This is a genomic window from Rhodococcus sp. WB9, from assembly GCF_007558985.1.
Lineage (GTDB): Bacteria > Actinomycetota > Actinomycetes > Mycobacteriales > Mycobacteriaceae > Rhodococcus_F > Rhodococcus_F opacus.
In genome coordinates this window covers 2,177,944-2,197,061 of the sequence record NZ_CP041769.1, presented here as the reverse complement: position 1 = coordinate 2,197,061, position 19,118 = coordinate 2,177,944, and the positions used below count along the sequence as shown (strand labels likewise).

Annotated in this window: 15 protein-coding genes; 9 read left to right on the top strand and 6 right to left on the bottom strand. The window is 68.7% G+C overall.

The genetic code is table 11. The features are described from left to right. Positions 1-174: 174 nt before the first annotated feature. Positions 175-1,236 (top strand): M23 family metallopeptidase, encoded by a 1,062-nt coding sequence (locus tag FND50_RS10185; RefSeq protein ID WP_144285672.1) that lies wholly within the window; start codon positions 175-177, stop codon positions 1,234-1,236. A 75-nt stretch (positions 1,237-1,311) separates the two neighbouring features. Here FND50_RS10185 and pcrA read toward each other — a convergent pair whose 3' ends face one another. Continuing rightward, entirely contained in the window at positions 1,312-3,798 is a 2,487-nt protein-coding gene (gene pcrA / locus FND50_RS10180; RefSeq protein WP_144285671.1) for a DNA helicase PcrA, read from the bottom strand. 273 nt (positions 3,799-4,071) lie between these two features. Here pcrA and FND50_RS10175 point away from each other — a divergent pair, with 273 nt between their 5' ends. Continuing rightward, the gene (locus tag FND50_RS10175) at positions 4,072-4,368 is read left to right on the top strand and encodes a chorismate mutase (protein ID WP_005238528.1); all 297 of its coding nucleotides are present in this window, start codon (positions 4,072-4,074) and stop codon (positions 4,366-4,368) included. Between the two features lie 38 nt (positions 4,369-4,406). Here FND50_RS10175 and FND50_RS10170 read toward each other — a convergent pair whose 3' ends face one another. Continuing rightward, positions 4,407-5,861: an NAD-dependent succinate-semialdehyde dehydrogenase gene (locus tag FND50_RS10170; protein WP_186301264.1), complete on the bottom strand. Its 1,455-nt coding sequence runs from the start codon at positions 5,859-5,861 to the stop codon at positions 4,407-4,409. 69 nt (positions 5,862-5,930) lie between these two features. On the opposite strand from FND50_RS10170, the gene pgi reads away from it, so the two are divergent. Next, positions 5,931-7,583 carry a glucose-6-phosphate isomerase gene (gene pgi / locus FND50_RS10165; protein WP_065489949.1) on the top strand — a complete coding sequence of 551 codons (1,653 nt, stop codon included), beginning with the start codon at positions 5,931-5,933 and terminating at the stop codon, positions 7,581-7,583. 1 nt (position 7,584) lies between these two features. Here pgi and FND50_RS10160 read toward each other — a convergent pair whose 3' ends face one another. Continuing rightward, the gene (locus FND50_RS10160; RefSeq protein ID WP_144285669.1) at positions 7,585-8,364 is read right to left on the bottom strand and encodes an FAD:protein FMN transferase; all 780 of its coding nucleotides are present in this window, start codon (positions 8,362-8,364) and stop codon (positions 7,585-7,587) included. Between the two features lie 104 nt (positions 8,365-8,468). On the opposite strand from FND50_RS10160, the gene FND50_RS10155 reads away from it, so the two are divergent. Beyond that, positions 8,469-9,728, top strand: a complete 1,260-nt coding sequence (locus tag FND50_RS10155; RefSeq protein ID WP_144285668.1) for a hypothetical protein — start codon at positions 8,469-8,471, stop codon at positions 9,726-9,728. 2 nt (positions 9,729-9,730) lie between these two features. Here the strand turns inward: FND50_RS10155 and FND50_RS10150 are convergent, their stop codons facing one another. Both FND50_RS10150 and FND50_RS10145 read right to left on the bottom strand, forming a co-directional pair. Further along, a complete protein-coding gene (locus FND50_RS10150; protein WP_144285667.1) occupies positions 9,731-11,095 on the bottom strand; it encodes an NAD(P)/FAD-dependent oxidoreductase in 1,365 nt (454 codons plus the stop codon). A gap of 9 nt (positions 11,096-11,104) precedes the next feature. Next, entirely contained in the window at positions 11,105-11,857 is a 753-nt protein-coding gene (locus FND50_RS10145) for an SDR family oxidoreductase (protein ID WP_005574895.1), read from the bottom strand. Positions 11,858-11,945: 88 nt separating this feature from the next. Here FND50_RS10145 and FND50_RS10140 point away from each other — a divergent pair, with 88 nt between their 5' ends. From FND50_RS10140 to FND50_RS10125, 4 genes are all read left to right on the top strand, one after another. Beyond that, on the top strand, positions 11,946-13,379 hold the full coding sequence (locus FND50_RS10140) for an NAD(P)/FAD-dependent oxidoreductase (protein WP_144285666.1): 1,434 nt from the start codon (positions 11,946-11,948) through the stop codon (positions 13,377-13,379). Positions 13,380-13,427: 48 nt separating this feature from the next. Beyond that, a complete protein-coding gene (locus FND50_RS10135) occupies positions 13,428-14,957 on the top strand; it encodes a carboxylesterase/lipase family protein (RefSeq protein WP_144285665.1) in 1,530 nt (509 codons plus the stop codon). Next, a complete protein-coding gene (locus FND50_RS10130) occupies positions 14,954-16,423 on the top strand; it encodes a carboxylesterase/lipase family protein (protein WP_144285664.1) in 1,470 nt (489 codons plus the stop codon). Before FND50_RS10135 ends, FND50_RS10130 begins: the two co-directional genes overlap by 4 nt. Before the next feature lie 122 nt (positions 16,424-16,545). Next, positions 16,546-17,451, top strand: coding sequence for an SDR family NAD(P)-dependent oxidoreductase (locus FND50_RS10125; RefSeq protein WP_144285663.1), 906 nt, complete (start codon positions 16,546-16,548; stop codon positions 17,449-17,451). 6 nt (positions 17,452-17,457) lie between these two features. On the opposite strand, the gene FND50_RS10120 is transcribed toward FND50_RS10125, so the two are convergent. Further along, positions 17,458-17,835 (bottom strand): VOC family protein, encoded by a 378-nt coding sequence (locus tag FND50_RS10120; RefSeq protein ID WP_144285662.1) that lies wholly within the window; start codon positions 17,833-17,835, stop codon positions 17,458-17,460. A 144-nt stretch (positions 17,836-17,979) separates the two neighbouring features. Here FND50_RS10120 and FND50_RS10115 point away from each other — a divergent pair, with 144 nt between their 5' ends. Then, positions 17,980-19,077 carry a CaiB/BaiF CoA-transferase family protein gene (locus FND50_RS10115; protein ID WP_144285661.1) on the top strand — a complete coding sequence of 366 codons (1,098 nt, stop codon included), beginning with the start codon at positions 17,980-17,982 and terminating at the stop codon, positions 19,075-19,077. The last annotated feature ends 41 nt before the right edge of the window (positions 19,078-19,118 follow it).

The window sequence follows — 19,118 nt, the reverse complement described above, 5'->3', positions numbered from 1 at the left end:
GACGAGATTGAACCGAGACGAAAAGTGGGTTCGACGTTTTCCCAGCTCAGTTTGTGATGCCCGTCACATGTAGCCGTTCCTCCGCGTTACAGGTTGCGCGCATCGCAACCGTTTCGTTACCGTCGCCAGGGTCCAAGTCACAGGCAGGTCACGAGCAGGAGGACGGACGGGCGTATGCACCATCGCAGCCAGTTCACGGCCAGCCGTTTTGTGAGTCACCACGATGACGAGTTGCGGGGTCACAACGACGAAGTCGCGCCCACGTACCCCTCGAGGTCGGTCGAGCGTTATCCCGAGACCGATAGTTCTGAGATTTCACGCATGCTCTTCCGCAATTCGCAGTCCACAAGCTCCACCCCCGACAGCGTCGGCGCCGGCAACGGCTTCGAGACCGTCGACACCGAGTCCGAGATTCCCGGCTTCACTCCCCGCAGCGGTTCCGAGTCCTTCGAGGGCGCACCCTCCCACTCCCGCCGCGGAGCCCACCGCATTCCGACTCCCCCCTCAGCTCTCAAAGGCCGCGCCGCAGTCCTCGCTGTCGCAGCGGGCGCCGTAGTCGCCGCAGGCCAGGCCGCCGTCACCAGCGGATCGTCCAGCTCCTCCGACCACTCCGAGGTCGCCCTCGCCAGTGACGAGTCGAGCACCATCGGAACCACCGCCGAGCCGCAGGCCGCGCAGTTCTCCACGGTCGCCGACACGGCCGCGTCCGAGTCGAACGCCCCGCAGGTCCTCAACATCGCGAACCCGACCGACCTGTCGCAGTTCAGCAACCTGCTCGCCAAGGGACAGCGTTTCAGCGAAGAGCGCGCCGCCCGCGAAGCCGCTGCCCGCCGCCCCCTGTTCGTCCTCCCCGCCGTGGGAACCTTCACCTCCAACTTCGGAAGCCGCTGGGGCACCCTGCACGCGGGCGTCGACATCGCCGCCCCCATCGGCACCCCCATCGTGGCCGTCGCCGACGGCGAGGTCATCGACTCGGGTCCGGCTTCCGGGTTCGGCATGTGGGTCCGCCTCAAGCACGCCGACGGCACCATCACCGTCTACGGGCACATCAACACCTCCACCGTCACCGTCGGCCAGAAGGTCATGGCGGGCGACCAGATCGCGACCGTCGGCAACCGCGGCTTCTCCACCGGCCCGCACCTGCACTTCGAGGTCCACCTCGCCGGCGAGAACAAGATCGATCCCCTCCCCTGGCTGGCCTCCCGCGGCATCAGCCTCGGCCCCGAGATGGACTGACCGAAACCCTTCGGCTCCACCCGAACACACGACTGCGGCGCATGCATTGCATGCGCCGCAGTCGTTTCGCCGTCGCTACAGCTTGACCATCGGGACGCCACCGATCAGCATCAGCCGGACCTTGCCCGCGCTGCCGAAATCGATGGTGACCGTCGCGGTCGGGCCGGCACCCTTGGTCTCGAGGACCGTGCCGAGGCCGTACTTGTCGTGACTGACACGGTCGCCGACCGTGAGCACCAGGTTGTTGTTGCGGGAACGGGCGGCGCCGAAGCTCGGCGTGCCTGCCGACCCGCCGCCGTAACCGGAACCGCCGCCGAAGCCACCACCGCCGTATCCCGATCCACGCGCACGGCCACCGCCGATCGCACCACCGGAACCGATACCGGTGCCCGGGTCCTCACGGCGCCAGTGCACGAGATCCGACGGGATCTCCTGCAGGAATCGCGACTCCGGGTTCTGGATGGGCTGGCCCCACGCCGACCGCATGACGGCCCGTGTCAGATACAGCCGCTGCCGGGCACGGGTGATGCCGACGTACGCGAGCCGGCGCTCCTCCGACAGTTCCGTGGGGTCGCCGAGCGCCCGCATGTGCGGGAACTGACCGTCTTCCCACCCGGTGACGAAGACGACGGGGAACTCGAGCCCCTTCGCGGTGTGCAGGGTCATCAGTGTGACGACGCCCTCGTCGTTGTCGGGCAACTGATCGGAGTCCGCGACCAGGGACACCCGTTCGAGGAACGCGGCGAGGGATCCGGGATCGGGTTCACCGTCCCGGGCGTCGACGTCGCCGTCCTCCGGCGGTTCCACGAGGCCCGCCGCGTTCCGCGCGTCGGAGCTGAACTCACGCGCCACGCTCACGAGTTCGTTGAGGTTGTCGAGACGCGCCCCGTCCTGAGGGTCATTGCTCGCCGCGAGCTCGGCGCGGTAGCCCGTCCGCTCCAGGACCGCCTCGACGACGTCGCCGATGTCGCCGAGCTGGTCGGGGACGACGTCATCCACAGTGGTCTCCGGCGGGAGCATCACCCGCAGTCCGTCCATGAGCTCGAGGAACGACGCGATGGCCTTCTGGGAACGGGTGTTCAGCAGCGGTACGCGCCCCTCACCGCCGTCCCGCAGCGCCTCCGCGAAGCTGATGCCCCGTTGCTCGGAGTGGACGGCCACACAGGCCTCGGCGCGGTCGCCGATGCCGCGGCGGGGCGTGTTGAGGATCCGGCGCAGGCTTACGGTGTCGTCCTCGTTCGCGAGGACACGGAGATACGCGACGATGTCGCGCACCTCCTTGCGCTCGTAGAACCGCACTCCGCCGACGACCTTGTACGGAACGCCGAGCCGGATGAAGATCTCTTCGAGGGCACGCGACGAGTTGTTGGTGCGGTAGAACACGGCGACGTCACCGAACTTGGCGTCGCCGGAATCGACGAGCTTGTCGATCTCGGACGCCACGAACGACGCCTCGTCGTGCTCGTTGTCCGCGACGTAGCCGGTGATGAGCTCACCCTCGCCCGAATCGGTCCACAGCCGCTTCTCACGCCGGCCGGTGTTCTTCGAGATCACCGAGTTGGCCGCCGACAGAATGTTCTGGGTGGACCGGTAGTTCTGCTCCAGCAGGATGGTGCGGGCGTCCGGGTAGTCGCGCTCGAACTCCTCGATGTTGCGGATCGTGGCGCCGCGGAACGCGTAGATCGACTGATCCGCGTCGCCCACCACGCACAGCTCGGCCGGGGCGACCCGGTGGTCCGCGTCCTCGCCGTCGGCGGTTCCGCCGACCAGTTCACGCACCAGCATGTACTGGGCGTGGTTCGTGTCCTGGTACTCGTCGACCAGCACGTGGCGGAACCGCCGCCGGTAGTATTCGGCCACCTGGGGAAACGCCTGCAGCATCGCGACCGTCTCGCCGATCAGGTCGTCGAAGTCCAGCGCGTTCGCCGACCGCAACCGCTGCTGGTAGTGCCCGTACACCTTGGCGATCAGCCGCGGCAGTTCCGCCGGATCCTTGTCGGCGTCGGCGCTCGCCTGCTCCGGGTCGATGAGCTCGTTCTTGAGATTCGAGATGTGGGTGGCGAGCAGCCGCGCCGAATAGCGCTTGGTGTCGATGTTCAGATCCTTGGCGATCATCGTCAGGAGACGCCGCGAATCGTCCGCGTCGTAGATGGAGAAGTTCGAGTTGAGGCCGGGGAGCAGCGACGCCTGGGCTCGCAGGATCCGCACGCAGCTGGAGTGGAACGTGGACACCCACATGCTGTTGGCCCTGGGGCCGACGAGGTGGGCGACGCGTTCCCGCATCTCCGCGGCAGCCTTGTTGGTGAACGTGATGGCCAGGATCTGACCGGGCATCACCCCCCGCTCGGCCAGCAGATATGCGATACGGCGGGTGAGCACAGCCGTTTTGCCCGAGCCCGCACCCGCGACGATCAACAGCGGGGACCCGGCGTGCACGACCGCTTCCCGTTGCGGTGGGTTGAGGCCCTGGAGGAGCACGTCGGATCCTGCGCGCGCCGGTGCGGCGGCGTGTGAAGGCGACGTGGTGCTCAGGGGAGAAGCGGTGCCGGAGATAGTGTTCATCAACTATCAAACTTACCGGCGTGTACCGACAGCGTCACAGCCGCTTGGCCTGCGCGGTACCGCCATGGCAAACTGGTACACATGTTCAGTCCGCCGTCGCGCCCCCTGTGGCGATTTTTTTACGGGTACCGGCCTCCGGTGCCCGTGAACTGAACAGCTCACGAGCCCCGAGGTCCGCACCGGATCCGGGGCTTTTTTCGTCAAACGAGCCTGGATCGGTAACGACTCGAGCCAAAACAACGATCCAAGTTCTGACAAGAGGGAGACGAACCAATGAGCACTCAGACCGTCGCATCAGCCGCCAAGGAAACCGCTGTGCCCACCAGCGAGGCCGAGATCGAGGTTCTCCGCCAGGAGATCGACAAGCTCGACGCCGAGATTCTCGCCGCTATCAAGCGCCGTGCAGAGGTCTCGCAGCTCATCGGGCGCACGCGGATGGCGTCCGGCGGTCCCCGCCTCGTCCACAGCCGTGAGATGAAGGTGCTCGAGCGGTTCAACGAGCTCGGCCAGGAAGGCCACACACTCGCCATGCTGCTGCTGCGCCTCGGGCGCGGCCGCCTCGGTCACTGATTTCCCGAAGCGGCCTGCCCGTCCCCCGACGGCGGTCGTTACGGCTCGAGCGCCACGTACTTGGTCTCCAGGTACTCCTCGATGCCTTCACTGCCCCCTTCGCGCCCGAAGCCTGACGCTTTGACGCCGCCGAAGGGGGCAGCGGTGTCCGAGATGACCCCGCGATTGATGCCGACCATGCCCGATTCGAGGGCGTCGGCCACCCGGAGTGCACGGTCGAGATCGCGGGTGAAGATGTACGACGCCAGGCCGAATTCCGTGTCGTTGGCCGCGGCGATCCCCTCCTCCTCAGTGTCGAACCCGGCGATCGCGACCACCGGTCCGAACACCTCTTCCTTCAGGATCCGCGCCTGCGCGGGGATCTCGTCCAGCACGGTCGCCGGGTAGTAGTAACCGGGACCCTCCGGGGCGACCCCGCCGAGCCGCACCCGGGCGCCGGCACCGACGGCGTCCTGCACCAGTTCCCCGACCTTCTCGAGTTGGTCCGCGTTGATCAGCGGGCCGAGCGTCGTGTCGGGATCCGTGCCGGGTCCGAGTGTGTACGAGGACAGCTTGTCGACGAGCTTCGCGGTGAACTCCTCCCGCACACTGTTCGCGACGTGGAAGCGATTGGCCGCGGTGCAGGCCTCGCCGCCGTTGCGCATCTTGGCGAGGACGGCGCCGGCCACCGCCTTGTCCACGTCGGCGTCGTCGAAGACCACGAAGGGCGCGTTCCCGCCGAGTTCCATGGACGTGCGCAGCAGTCCCTTCGCCGACTTCTCGACGAGCATCCGCCCCACCCCGGTCGAGCCGGTGAACGTGAGCTTCCGCAGCCGGGGGTCGTCGAGCAGCGGACCGGTCACCTCCCCCGACTTCGACGTCGGCAGCACGGACAGCACGCCCTTCGGGAGCCCCGCGTCGGCCATCACCTCGGCGAGCAGGAGCATCGTCAACGGCGTCTCGGAGGCGGGTTTGACGATCATCGTGCAGCCGGCGGCCAGTGCGGGTCCGATCTTGCGGGTGCCCATCGCGAGCGGGAAGTTCCACGGTGTGATCGCCAGACACGGTCCGACGGGCTGCTTGGTCACCAGGATGCGTCCGTTCCCCGCGGGCGCCGGTGTGTAGCGGCCGGCGATACGCACGGCCTCCTCGCTGAACCACCGGAAGAACTCGGCGCCGTACTTGACCTCCGCCGCGCTCTCCGGCAGCGCCTTGCCCATCTCCAGCGTCATCAAGAGCGCGAAGTCGTCGGCCCGGGCCGTGATCTTCTCGAACACCGCGCGGAGCAGTTCCCCCCGCTCACGTGCCGGGGTCGCCGCCCACTCCCGCTGCACCGCCACCGCGGCGTCGAGCGCTTTCATCGCGTCGGCAGGGCTGGCGTCCGCCACCTCGGTCAGGGCGTCACCGGTGGCCGGGTCGAAAACGGTGAACGTGGCACCGTTCTCGGCGTCACGCTTCTCGCCGCCGAGGAAGAGGGTTGTGGGAACGGTTCGCATGAGTTCGACAGCATCCATGACGTCCATCATGCGCCGCACCGAAGTTCGCACGGAAGTTTCGACGCGCGGGCATTAAGCTCAAATCTCGTGAGCTCAGACATCACCGGAACCGCTGCCTGGCAGAAATTGCGTGATCATCACGCTCAAATTCAGTCCGTCCATCTTCGAGAACTCTTCGAGAAGGACCCGGCACGCGGGCAGGAACTCACCGTCTCGGCGGGCGACCTGTACATCGACTACAGCAAGCACCGCATCGACCGCGACACCATCGGGTTGCTCCTCGAACTGGCACGCAGCGCCGACCTGGAGGCACGCCGGGACGCGATGTTCGCGGGCGAGCACATCAACACTTCCGAGGACCGCGCCGTCCTCCACACCGCGCTGAGGCTGCCCGCCGACGCGTCTCTCGTCGTCGACGGGCAGGACGTCGTGGCCGACGTCCACGACGTCCTCGACCGCATGGGCGACTTCACGGATCGTGTGCGCTCCGGTGAATGGCGCGGCGCGACGGGCGAGCGAATCAAGACCGTCGTCAACATCGGCATCGGCGGATCGGATCTGGGTCCGGTGATGGTGTACCGCGCGCTGCGGCACTACGCCGACGCCGGCATCAGCGTCCGGTTCATCTCCAACGTCGACCCCGCCGACCTGGTGCGCAGCCTGCAGGGCCTCGACCCGGCCACCACGCTGTTCATCGTGGCGTCCAAGACGTTCTCGACGCTCGAGACGCTCACTAACGCCACCGCCGCGCGACGCTGGCTGCTCGGCGGTCTCGGCCTCGGAAACGAAGCGGTCGCAAAGCATTTCGTCGCCGTCTCGACGCACGCGGATCGGGTGGCGGAGTTCGGTATCGACACGGCCAACATGTTCGGATTCTGGGATTGGGTGGGTGGCCGGTACTCGGTCGATTCCGCCATCGGGCTGTCGGTGATGGCGGCGATCGGCAAGGAACGGTTCGCGGAGTTCCTCGCCGGCTTCCACGCCGTGGACGAACACTTCCGCACGGCGCCGCTCGAGGAGAACGCGCCGGTCCTGCTCGGCCTGATCGGACTCTGGTACTCGAACTTCTTCGGCGCCGAATCCCGTGCCGTGCTGCCGTATTCCAACGACCTCGTGCGGTTCCCGGCCTATCTTCAGCAGTTGACGATGGAATCGAACGGCAAGTCGGTGCGCGCCGACGGCTCCCCCGTCCCCACGTCCACCGGCGAGATCTTCTGGGGCGAACCCGGCACCAACGGGCAGCACGCCTTCTACCAGCTCCTGCACCAGGGCACCCGGCTCGTCCCCTCCGATTTCATCGGTTTCGGCGAACCGACGGACGACCTGCCCACCGCGGACGGCACCGGCAGCATGCACGACCTGCTGATGAGCAACTTCTTCGCCCAGACGAAGGTCCTGGCGTTCGGCAAGACGGCCGAGGAGATCGCGGCCGAGGGGACGCCGGAGAATCTGGTGCCGCACAAGGTCATGCCCGGCAACCGGCCGTCCACCACGATTCTCGCGCCCAAGCTCACCCCGTCGGTGATCGGGCAGCTGATCGCACTGTACGAGCACCAGGTGTTCGTCGAGGGCGTCGTGTGGGGAATCGACTCGTTCGACCAGTGGGGTGTCGAGCTCGGCAAGACGCAGGCTGTGGAGCTGCAGCCGGTGCTCACCGCCGCGGATGAACCGGCCGCGCAAAGCGATTCGTCGACGGACAGCCTTGTGCGCTGGTACCGCCGTCAGCGCGGACGGGCGTGATTCACCAGCTCTCCGTGGTGTAGACCCGGCCCGACCGGTCCACCAGCCGGGCCCGCAGCTCGTGCTGTTCGATCCAGCGGATCGCACCGATACCGCGGGCGAGGGCGGCGATGCTGGCCGCGTACGCCCAGAGTGCGTCGTCGGCGATCACCGTCACCGTCTCCCACTCGGTGGCGGTGGGCGGTTCGGCAGCCGGGGGCGCGAACGCCGTCGCCATCGCAGTCCCGTTCACCAGTTCGACCTCGCCGTCGCCGGGCACCGGAATCTGCCAGCCGCCGGCGGGACAGTGCCCGGCCGTCGCGATGACGTCGCCGATACGCACGGCGGCCCCGCACTCGAGTTGGCGGGCGACCAGTTCCGCCGCCCGGTCCACCGTGTCGGCCTTGGCGGTGTCGGTGATGTCGAACGACGCACCCCACGGCGCGAACACGACGTCGTCGTCGATCTGGACGTCGAGGAAGCTGGGCGCCGGATGCACCGTGGGGATCAAGTCCTCGTCGGCGGATTCGACGGCGAGCGGATTCACCACTCCGTCTGTCATCCGCGCAGCCCACAGTGCCGAACGCAGCAGTGCCGACATTCGCCTGCTGACCTTCACCGGGGCGCCCTGCGAAAGGTTGACCGCGTGGATCTCGGCGTCGCCGCGGTGGATGTCGCAGACCGATTCGGCCTCGTCGATGACGGCCGCGATCAACGCCGCGGCCTCCGGAAGGGCGGCGCCCTCGGTGACGTCGACCTCCACGACGGAACCCCACACCTTCCATTTCTCGACGCTAACCATGGTGTTCTCCGTGTGCGGTCCGAACAGCGCTGCAGTTCCAGTATGCGCTGGTTGTCCAGAGGCCGGCGTGCCGCGAGGGTCCCGCCCGGTCGTACACTTCGCTGGTGAGCGCCCGATTGAGCGTCGTCGACGAGATGTTCCTGCGCACCCACCGGGGGTTCGGAACGCCGATCGTGATGCAGGGACTGTGGCGTACCGACGGGCACGTGAATGCCTCGACCCTCGATTCCCTGAGCGCAGACTTCGCCCGCGGACCGCTCGGCCGGCGCGTGGTGCGTCCGCGAATTCCCGGCGCGCGGCCCCGGTTCGAGCCGAGTACCGGCGCCTTCCCCGTCGAATACGCGGAGATCGAGGCCGGGACGGTCCTTGCGTGGGCGGACGAGCAGGGCTCGTTGTCGGTCGACCCCGAGCGGGGTCCCGGCTGGCGTCTGGCGTGCGCACGACCCGCTGACGGCGGCACGGTGCTGTCGCTGGTGTGTTCGCACGTGCTCGCGGATGCGCGCGGACTGGCGGCAGCCATCGCCGCGGCGCTGCAGGGCCTGCCCCCGTCGACTCCGGGCGGTGCGGACGGCGCTGTCGCCGACATGTGGGACGCCACCCGGCTCGCCCGCCGCGTGACGGAGGGAACCGCACGTGCGGTCGCCGGCCTCGTGGTGAACGGGACCCGGCGCGCGGAACTGCGCCGCTTCCTGCACGTGAGTGGGAATGCGTCTCCCGGCACGCATTGCCACTCACCTGTGTCGGCGGTGCTGGACGTGGGCGCCGAACGGTGGGATGCCGCCGCGGAGCGGGCAGGCGGAACCCCGAACAGCCTGTTCCTGGCCGTGGTGGCCGAGTTGGCGCGGCGGGACGGCGAATCCCGGCCGCTCACGATCAGTGTGCCGATGGACCTGCGGGACGCGGCCACCTCCTCGGGCACCGCGAACTCCGTCGCCATGGTCGAGGTGGACGTCGGCCCGCAGGACACCGTCGCGGACGTGCGGGCTGCGAGCCGCGCGGCGTTCTCCGCGCCCGCGATGACGAGTCCGGCCGGGTTCCCGGAGGAGATGCTGCAACTGGTCCCCGACCGGGTGGCGCATGCCCTCACGGGCAACCCCGGCGAACGGGACGTGCTGTGTTCCAACATCGGACCGCTACCCGAGACGCTCGTCTCGATCGGCGGTCACCGCGCCACCGGCATTGCCACCCGAGCCGTGCATCCGGGTGTCGTGACCAGCCGCACCCGGCTCTCCGCCTATCTCAGCCGATTCGGCGGCAGCTACACGCTCGCGCTCGAGTCGCTGGACAGTCCGGACCACGCCGCGCTCCGGCAGCGAGCGGCGAACGTCCTCGCCCGCCACGGTCTCGACGCACGGAGCTGGTGACGTCAGGACTCGGACGCGGGTTCGGCGTAGGGCTGACGCGCCGACTGCGGATCGCCGTAGGTGATCGCCCGCTCCCGGCGCGTCCGCGACGCCAGCGTGACGCCCCAGTTGAGCAGGGTGCCGAACCGGTTCCGGTACCCGGCGAGGAACGCGATGTGGATGACACCCCACGACACCCAGCCCATGAACCCGGACATCCGGATCGGGCCGGCCTGGAGCAGCGCGTGCCTGCGGGCGATGTAGGCCGCGCTCCCCAGGTCGCGGTATTTGAAGGGTTTGCGGTCGGGCACCCCACCGGTGACGGTGCGGGCGATGCACCCCGCGGCGTGCCTGCCACCCTGCATCGCGACCTCGGCGACACCGGGAAGCTCGTTCAGCGACATCAGGTCGCCGATCACCCAGACGTTCGGGTGTCCGGGCACGGTGAGATCGGGTTCGACGGCGATGCGTCCGCCCTGAATCTGCTTCACGCCCAGCGCATTCGCGAGAGCTCCCGCGAACGGCACGGCTTCGACGCCCGCGGTCCAGAGGATCGTGCGAGCCCCGTACCGCTTCTTGGTGCGGGCCGCGTTCTTGGCCGTCGTCTCGATGCTGGTCTCGCAGACGTCGGTGACGTGGACACCGAGATGCGTTTCGACACCGACCTTGTCGAGGGTCCGCTGCGCCGCCGCGGACAGTTTCCGGTTGAACGACTGCAGAACACGGTCGCCGCCGTGGAAGAGCAGCACCCGGGCCTCGCAGGGGTCGATGGACTGGAACTCGTGGGCGAGGGCGTGCACGGCGAGTTCCCGGATCTGGCCCGCCAGTTCGACTCCGGTGGGTCCGCCGCCTGCGACGGCGAAGGTCAGCCACGGCCTGCGCTCCTCCGCGGTGGGCAGCGATTCGGCCATCTCGAAGGCGGAGATCAGCTTTCGGCGAATGGCGAGCGCGTCGTCGAGGGTCTTCATCCCCGGCGCCCACTGGATGTACTCGTCGTGCCCGTGGTACGCCTGACGCATTCCCGCCGCGACGATCAGGTAGTCGTAGGGAAGGTCGAACGTGGATCCGTCGAAGCGACTGGCGGTCAGGACCCTGCTGACGGCATCGACGGCGTGCGCCTCCCCGAGGGCGACGTGCACGTTGCGGTTGCCGCGCAGCAGGTGCCGCAGCGGGCTGCTGATCTCCCCTTCGGAGAGCAACCCCGTCGCGCATTGGTAGAGCAGCGGCTGGAAGAGGTGGCTGGTTCCCCGGTCCAGCAGGGTGACATCCACGTCGACGTCGCGGAGCCGCCGGGCGGCGTGGATCCCGCCGAACCCTCCCCCGACGATGACGACACGAGGCCTCGAACGCTGCAGGCCGAGGGACGAAGATTCCTGGGCGGTCGTCATAGGTCAGTCCTACACGAACCGGGATGTCCACGCATGAGGAAGGAACCTCAACGCGAGGTCGATTCCTCGCCATTTGATTCCCGGCAGCGCAGCGCGGTTCGTCTCCTTCTCGATGGCCGCGACCATCGCATCGACGCCGTCGTCGAGGCTGGCCGTCATCTTGGCACTGTCCCCGGCCCTGCCCGACATGTCGGTGGCGATGTACCCGGGGAGCAGCGTGGTCACCACGATCGGACTCTTCGCCAGTTCCGCGGTCAGCGCCTCGCCGAGGGCCGACACTCCCGCCTTGCTCGCCGAGTACGCCGCCTTCGGGCCGGGAAGACCCCGATCGGCACTGATCGAGGACACGAGCACCAGGTGTCCGGAGTTCTGTTCGCGGAAGATCCCGAGCGCCGCCTCGCACTGAGACAGGGCGCCGACGAAGTTGGTGCGGGCGGTGGCGAGATTGGCGTCGGCCCGGCCGGTTCCGATCCGGGCCCCTTTGCCGAGTCCCGCGTTGACGACGACGCGGTCGAGTCCGCCCAGCTCGTCGCGCAGTTCGCCGAAGACCCGGACCACCGCGTCGTGGTCGGTGACGTCGAGTTCCCGGACGGCGACGGTGATCCCGGGATGCGCCGCCTGCAACTCGTCGCGCACGGATTCGAGCCGGTCGACGCGTCGTGCGCACAGCGCGAGGTCTCGTCCCTGGGCGGCGAACCGACGAGCCATCTCCTCGCCGAGTCCCGAGCTGGCCCCGGTGATCAGAATCTTCTGCCGTCTCATTCCGCCACACTATCTACCCGCGGGTAACAACGCGAGAGGCCCGCCGGAACCTCTGACATCCAGCACCGACCGGCTTACCGTTACAGGTATGACTGACTCTGGGAGCGGCGCGGAAGAGTTCGATGTCATCGTGATCGGAGGCGGTCCCGCGGGTGAGAACGCGGCGAGTTACGCCATCGCGGGCAGCGACCGCACCGCGGCGCTGATCGAACACGAACTCGTCGGCGGGGAATGCTCCTACTGGGCGTGCATGCCCAGCAAGGCGTTGCTGCGTCCGGGTGACGTCCTCGGGGCCGCGCACAACATGCCCGGGGTGTCGGCCGGTCCGCTCGACGTGGACGCCGTGCTGGCGCGACGCGACTCGTTCACCAGCAACCACGACGACTCGTCGCAGGTGATGTGGGCCGACTCGCAGGGGATCGACGTCATCCGCGGATCGGCACGCATCACCGGGGACCGCACGGTGACGGTCGGCGATTCCCGCGAGCTGCGCGCCCGGCACGCCGTCGTGGTCGCCACCGGGACAACCGCCGCGGTCCCCGACACCCCCGGCCTTCGGGCAGCGTTGCCGTGGATCTCGCGGGACGCCACCAACCTGAGAGAAGTTCCGCGCCGGGTCGCCGTGATCGGCGGCGGCGTCGTGGCATGTGAGAGCGCGACGTGGCTGCTGGACCTCGGTGTCGAGGAACTGACGATGGTGGTGCGCGGCCGGGCACTGCTCCCGAAGAACGAGCCGTTCGCCGGTGAGCGGGTGGCCCGCTCGCTGGAGAAGAAGGGTGCGCGGATCCTGTTCGGCGCGGACCTTCGCGGCGTCGAGCGGCCCGACGCCCGGGACACGGGGATCGGCCGCATCCACGGCGGTCCGGTGACTCTGGACGTGGCGGGACAGGATCCGCTCGTCGTCGACGAGGTTGTCGTCGCGACCGGGCGCACTCCGGCGACGTCGGCGCTCGGCCTCGACACGCGACTGCTGAACTCGCACGGATACCTCACCACCGACGACCATCTGACGACGGCGGACGAATGGTTGTACGCCGTCGGCGACGCCAACGGCCGCGCGTTGCTCACCCACATGGGCAAGTACCAGGGCCGTGTCTGTGGCGACGTGATCGCCGCCCGCGCCGAGGGCAGGGCTCTGGAGGGGGCCCGATTCCGGGCGACCGCCGACCACGGCCAGGTTCCCCAGGTGGTGTTCGCCGATCCCGAGGTCTCGGCCGTCGGGATCACCGAGCAGCAGGCGCGTGACGCCGGGGTGGACGTCGAGACCGTCGAGGTCGACATCGCCGTCGCCGGCTCGTCACTGGCCCGCGACGATTTCAGCGGTCACGCCAAGCTCGTGGTCGACCGGGCTACCGACACCCTGGTCGGAGCGACGTTCGCGGGCACGGATGTCGGCGAACTCATCCATGCCGCCACCATCGCGCTGGTCGGGAAGGTGCCGCTCGACACGCTGTGGCATGCGGTCCCGTCGTACCCGACCGTGAGCGAGGTGTGGCTGCGGCTGCTCGAGGCGAGGCGCTGACCGGGCGGAAGGGGCGACCGCTCGTCCGGTCTCCGTATAGTCGCCGACATGGCGTCTGACACTCTCACGACCGACACACTGGTGAGGACGGCCGACGGGGCGGTCCGCGGCCGGCGTGTCGGCGACCTGGTCGCGTGGCGGGGAATTCCCTACGCGGCTCCCCCGGTCGGGCCGCTGCGGTTGCGCGCACCCCAGCCCGTCACGCCGTGGTCCGGTGAACTCGACGCCACCGAATTCGGCGACGCCGCCGTGCAGCACAAGAAATTCACCGCACTCCGGCCGGGCAAGTATCAGCCGAGTAGCGAGAACTGCCTGACACTCAACGTGCTGGCCACGCCCGGCACGTCCGGGACGCGTCCGGTGATGGTGTTCATCCACGGCGGCGCGTACACGCTGGGCATGTCGGCCACCGCGCTCTACGGCGGCCAGTCGCTGGTCCGCCGCGGCGACATCGTGTACGTGTCGATCAACTACCGCCTCGGCTCGCTCGGTTACCTCGACTTCACCCAATTCTCCACCCCAGAAAGACCTTTCGACTCCAACCTCGGACTCCGCGACCAGGTGGCCGCACTCGAATGGGTGCAACGCAACATCGCCGAATTCGGCGGCGACCCCGACAATGTCACCGTCTTCGGCGAATCCGCGGGCGCCAATGCCGTCACCACACTGATGACCACACCCGCCGCGAAAGGCCTTTTCGCACGGGCGATCTCGGAGAGTTCCGCCCCCGGCCTCGTCACCACCGCCGACCGCGCCGCCCGGTGGGCATCCGACTACGTGACGCTGCTCGGGGCCGAACCCGACACCGCCGCGGAGGCGCTCACCTCGTCACCGGTCGGCGCACTGGGCCGGGCCGGAAATCGTCTCGGCGCGAAGGTGCTGTCGGAGACGCCGGGACTGCACCCGTTCGGCCCCGTGATCGACGGCGACTTCCTGCCGAAGCCGCCGCTCGACGCGTTCGCCGACGGCTCGGCGCACCGGGTTCCGCTGATCATCGGCACCAACGCCCGTGAGGGCACCCTGTTCCCGAAACTCCTTGACGCGCTGCCGACCGACCCCGACCGGATCGGGCGGATGTTCGCCCTCACCGACCCGGGCGCCGAGGCCCGCGTCACCGCCGCGTATCCCGGCTACCCGGCGCCGGACGCGGCCGTCGACCTGGGCGGCGATCTGACGTTCTGGAGGCCGTCGATCGAACTGGCCGAGGCCCACTCCGCGTTCGCCCCCACCTTCAGCTACCGTTTCGACTTCGCTCCGCGCGCCATGAAATGGCTCGGACTGGACGCCACACACGGATTCGAGCTGTTCGCGGTGTTCGACATCGCCGACACCCTGATCGGCCGCGGCCTCACCCTACCGGGCGGTCGTCGCGGACTGAAGGACGTGACGGACACCGTGCAGCGGCACTGGCTGCACTTCGCCTCGCAGGGAACACCATTGGCGTCATGGCCGAAGTACGACACCGACAGGAGGGCAACACTCGTGTTCGACACCGTCACCACCGTCCAGGACGATCCGCGCCGGGAGCGCAGGCTGGCCTGGGAGGGGTACCGGGGCTACTACGGGCAGGGCCTGTGAACGCTCTCGAGGTCCACACCGATGCCGGCGCCGTCGGAGGGCGCCGGATCGACGACCACCTGACTGCCTGGCGGGGTATCCCCTACGCCGCTCCCCCGGTCGGGCCTCTGCGGTTACGGGCCCCGCAACCGGTCGAGCCGTGGTCGGGGGTCCGGCGGGCCTTCCACTTCGGGTCCCCGGCACCGCAGGGTGGTGGGACCGACGAGGACTGTCTCACCCTGAACGTGCTCGCACCCGGGTCCGCATCCGGATCGCCGCGACCCGTGATGGTCTTCATCCACGGCGGCGCCTACTCCGGCGGGTCCTCGTCCTCGTCGCTCTACAGCGGTGAGTCGCTGGTCCGCCGCGGCGACATCGTGTACGTGTCGATCAACTACCGCCTCGGCTCGCTCGGATACCTCGACTTCACCCAATTCTCCACCCCCGAACGGCCTTTCGACTCCAACCTCGGACTCCGCGACCAGGTGGCCGCACTCGAATGGGTGCAACGCAACATCGCCGAGTTCGGCGGCGACCCCGACAACGTGACCGTCTTCGGCGAATCCGCGGGCGCCAACGCCGTCACCACACTGATGACCACACCCGCCGCGAAAGGCCTTTTCGCACGGGCCATCGCGGAAAGCCCGCCGGTCGCATCGGCCTATCACCCCGAGCGGGCCGCGCGGTGGTCGCGCGAATTCCTCGAGATCGCCGGGGTCCCGCTCGCCGACGCCGCGACGTGGCTCGAGACCGCCGACCCGGCCGACTTCGTCGAGGCGGGGACGACACTGGCGCACCGGGGCGCCGACGAGGAACCGGGAACTCGCGCGTTCGCGCCCGTCGTCGACGGCTTCTTCCTTCCCACGCATCCGCTCGACTGTTTCGCTTCCGGTTCCGGGCACCCGGTGCCGCTGATCATCGGCACGAACCGCCACGAGGGCAGGGTATTTCCCCGGTTCCTGAACATCCTGCCCACCGATCCCACCCGGATCGACAAGATGTTCTCGCACGTGGACGCGTCGGTGAAGGAACGGGCCATCGCCGCCTACCCCGGCTATCCCGGTCGGCGTGCGGCAGCGGACCTCGGCGGCGACGTGACGTTCTGGGAACCGTCCGTCCTGTGCGCACAGGGCCACACGACCATCGCACCGACCTACAGCTACCGGTACGACTTCGCACCCCGGCTACTCCGTGTCCTCGGGCTGGGCGCCACCCACGCCACGGAGATGTACGCGGTGTTCGGATTGACCGGGCCGTGGGCGCGGCTGCTCACCGCGCTCGGGGGGCGCCGCGGGCTTCGGGCCGTCACCGACACCGTCCAGTCGCACTGGCTGCACTTCGCCCGGCACGGGACCCCGGCACCCGGATGGCCCCGGTACTCGCCGGAGCGCCGGGAGACGCTCATCATCGACGACACGAGCCGGGTGGAGAACGATCCGCTCGGCGAGCGTCGACGCGCCTGGCTGGGGTACGAACACCGACGCTAGGCCGAACCCGCGGCGAGCCGCATACGTAACGGCCTCACCCGTGGCCGCGCCGTCGGTTCGTTCCACGGTGCGTCCCTCCCGGTTGCCCTACTCTCGTAGAGACCTGCATTCGGGAGGCGAGAATGACCGAGTCGAACGATCTCGCAGGCCGCACCATGGTGGTCACCGGTGCCACCTCGAGGCTCGGCCTGGAGACCTGCCGCCAACTCGCACGCCGCGGGGCCACCGTCGTCCTGGTCGACCGGGACCAGGACAGGATCGACGCCGTGATCGCCGAACTGTCCGAGAGCGCCTATCGCGACCGGCTGAATTCGGCGCTCGCCGACCTGTCCTCGCTCGATCGGGCCCGCAAGCTGTCCGAGGAACTGCTGCACCGGTTCCCGCGGATCGACGTGCTGGTGAACAACGCAGGCATCGACGTGGGGCATCGTCAGCTGACGGTCGACGGCATCGAAGAGATGTTCGCCGTGAACTACCTCGCGCCGTTCGTGCTGGCGACGTCGCTGGCTCCGGCGATGGCTGCGGCGTCGACCGCCGACGCCGCCGGGTACCGGCATCCGGCACGCATCGTGGACGTCAGCTCGTCGGCACATCGGGGCGGGCACGTCGACTTCGACGACCTCGACGGCACGAAGGACACGTTCCACGGCCAGCGTGCGTACAACAACTCCACACTCGCCCTGACCCTGTTCACGCGGGAGTTGGCGCGCCGGTCCGATCCCGCGAGGCTGGTCGTCAATTGCGCCGACCCCGGCTTCGTCCGCGGCACCTCCCTCGGGCGGGGTCTGCTGTTCGGCCACCAGGTGGTGGGGACGCTCCTGTCCCCGTTCACGGCCGACGTCGCGAAGGCTGCGGAAAGCGTGGTCTGGACCGCCACCGCGACGGAGAGCGGCAAGTTCACCGGCGAATACGTCAAGGGTTGCAAGGTTGTTCACCCGAGCAAGGACGCACGTGACGCCGAACTCGCCGCGCGCTTGTGGGACGCTACCGAGGCACTACTCGCCGGCCGCGGTGCGGCCCGCCCCTGACGCCGGTCAGTTCGGATCCTCGAAGAGCGACAGCACGTTGTCGTGCGGATCCCGGAACCACGCCACGCGGATGCCGTCCGGGGCACGCCAGGCCGCATGCTCGTCCTGATCCATCCCCGGGTACTCGGTGAACTCGATGCCCTTGCTGCGCAGTGATTCGACGACCTTGTTCAGGTCGGCGACCTTCCACCCCAGCACGGTGTACCCGGTGTCGGCCTTCGCCTGCACCAGCGTGACCCGGAGCAGGGAGCCGTTGCAATCGAGGGCCAACGCGAACTCGTCCCGTGTGACGAGAGTCAGCCCCAGGGTCTCCACGTAGAACATCTCCGAGACGTCCAGATCGGTGCTGGCCACGAAACTCACGAGCTCACCCTGAAGACTCATGAATCAACTGTGCCCCGCGGACCCGCAGGCAGGCAAGAGCGCGGGGTCACCCGGGGCGGCTCCGGTGACCCGGGGCACACGGCCGGGCACCCGCAAGTTAACGTCGATTCGACAGGTTGTCTCGCACCGGAATGAGGAACTCGCGTGTCTGCTCCAGTTACAGAGAAGAAGGGCCCCCTCGCGGGCATTCGCGTCGTCGAATTCGCAGGCCTCGGACCGGGCCCGCACGCCGCCGCCCTCCTGGCCGATCTCGGCGCCGACGTGGTGTGCGTCCAGCGTCCCGGAGTGATTCCGCCGGACGGCCCGTACGACCAGATCCAGCGTGGTCGTCGCGTCGTCGAGGCCAACCTGAAGGACCCTGAGCAGGTCGAGAAGGTCCTCGGCCTGATCGAGCGCGCGGACGTCGTGATCGAGGGCTTCCGCCCCGGGGTCACCGAGCGCATGGGCCTGGGCCCCGACGTCTGCCTCGGGCGCAACGAGCGGCTCGTGTACGGACGGATGACGGGCTGGGGCCAGGAGGGTCCGCTGGCCAGCGCCGCCGGGCACGACATCAACTACATTTCGCTGACCGGTGTCCTGCACGCCATCGGCCGCAAGGGTGAACGTCCCGTGCCGCCGCTGAACATGGTCGGCGACTTCGGCGGCGGTTCGATGTTCCTGATCTTCGGGATCCTGTCGGCGCTGGTCGAACGCCAGTCGTCCGGCAAGGGCCAGGTCGTGGATGCGGCGATGGTCGACGGCGCACTCGCCCTGTCGCACATGATGTGGGCGTTCCGCGGTCGCGGCGTCTGGTCCGACGAGCGCGGCGTCAACCTGCTCGACACCGGCGCGCCGTTCTACGACACCTACGAGACGTCCGACGGCAAGTACATGGCCGTCGGCTCGATCGAGCCGCAGTTCTACGCCCTGCTGTTGCAGGGCCTCGAACTCGACCCCGCCGAACTGCCGCAGCAGATGGACGTCTCGGCGTGGCCGCAGATGAAGAAGGTCTTCGCCGAGAAGTTCCTGTCGAAGACCCGCGACGAATGGGCGGCCATCTTCCTCGGCACCGACGCCTGCGTGTCTCCCGTGCTGACGTTCGCGGAGGCGCCGTCCAACGAGCACATCGCCGCCCGCGGGTCGTTGATCGACCTCGACGGCGTCACCCAGCACGCCCCGGCGCCGCGGTTCTCCCGCACCCCTGCGGGCGCACCCACCCCGCCCGCCCGCGAAGGCGTCGACATCGACACCGTCTGGACCTGATCCCCACGTGAGTGGCGACGCGTGTTCCGGCACGCTTCGCC

Bases quoted from the DNA above. Each gene is read 5' to 3' on its own strand.
- FND50_RS10185 (WP_144285672.1), top strand. From the start codon at position 175: ATGCACCATCGCAGCCAGTTCACGGCCAGCCGTTTTGTGAGTCACCAC.
- pcrA (WP_144285671.1), bottom strand. From the start codon at position 3,798: ATGAACACTATCTCCGGCACCGCTTCTCCCCTGAGCACCACGTCGCCT.
- FND50_RS10175 (WP_005238528.1), top strand. From the start codon at position 4,072: ATGAGCACTCAGACCGTCGCATCAGCCGCCAAGGAAACCGCTGTGCCC.
- FND50_RS10170 (WP_186301264.1), bottom strand. From the start codon at position 5,861: ATGGATGCTGTCGAACTCATGCGAACCGTTCCCACAACCCTCTTCCTC.
- FND50_RS10160 (WP_144285669.1), bottom strand. From the start codon at position 8,364: ATGGTTAGCGTCGAGAAATGGAAGGTGTGGGGTTCCGTCGTGGAGGTC.
- FND50_RS10150 (WP_144285667.1), bottom strand. From the start codon at position 11,095: ATGACGACCGCCCAGGAATCTTCGTCCCTCGGCCTGCAGCGTTCGAGG.
- FND50_RS10145 (WP_005574895.1), bottom strand. From the start codon at position 11,857: ATGAGACGGCAGAAGATTCTGATCACCGGGGCCAGCTCGGGACTCGGC.
- FND50_RS10140 (WP_144285666.1), top strand. From the start codon at position 11,946: ATGACTGACTCTGGGAGCGGCGCGGAAGAGTTCGATGTCATCGTGATC.
- FND50_RS10135 (WP_144285665.1), top strand. From the start codon at position 13,428: ATGGCGTCTGACACTCTCACGACCGACACACTGGTGAGGACGGCCGAC.
- FND50_RS10125 (WP_144285663.1), top strand. From the start codon at position 16,546: ATGACCGAGTCGAACGATCTCGCAGGCCGCACCATGGTGGTCACCGGT.
- FND50_RS10120 (WP_144285662.1), bottom strand. From the start codon at position 17,835: ATGAGTCTTCAGGGTGAGCTCGTGAGTTTCGTGGCCAGCACCGATCTG.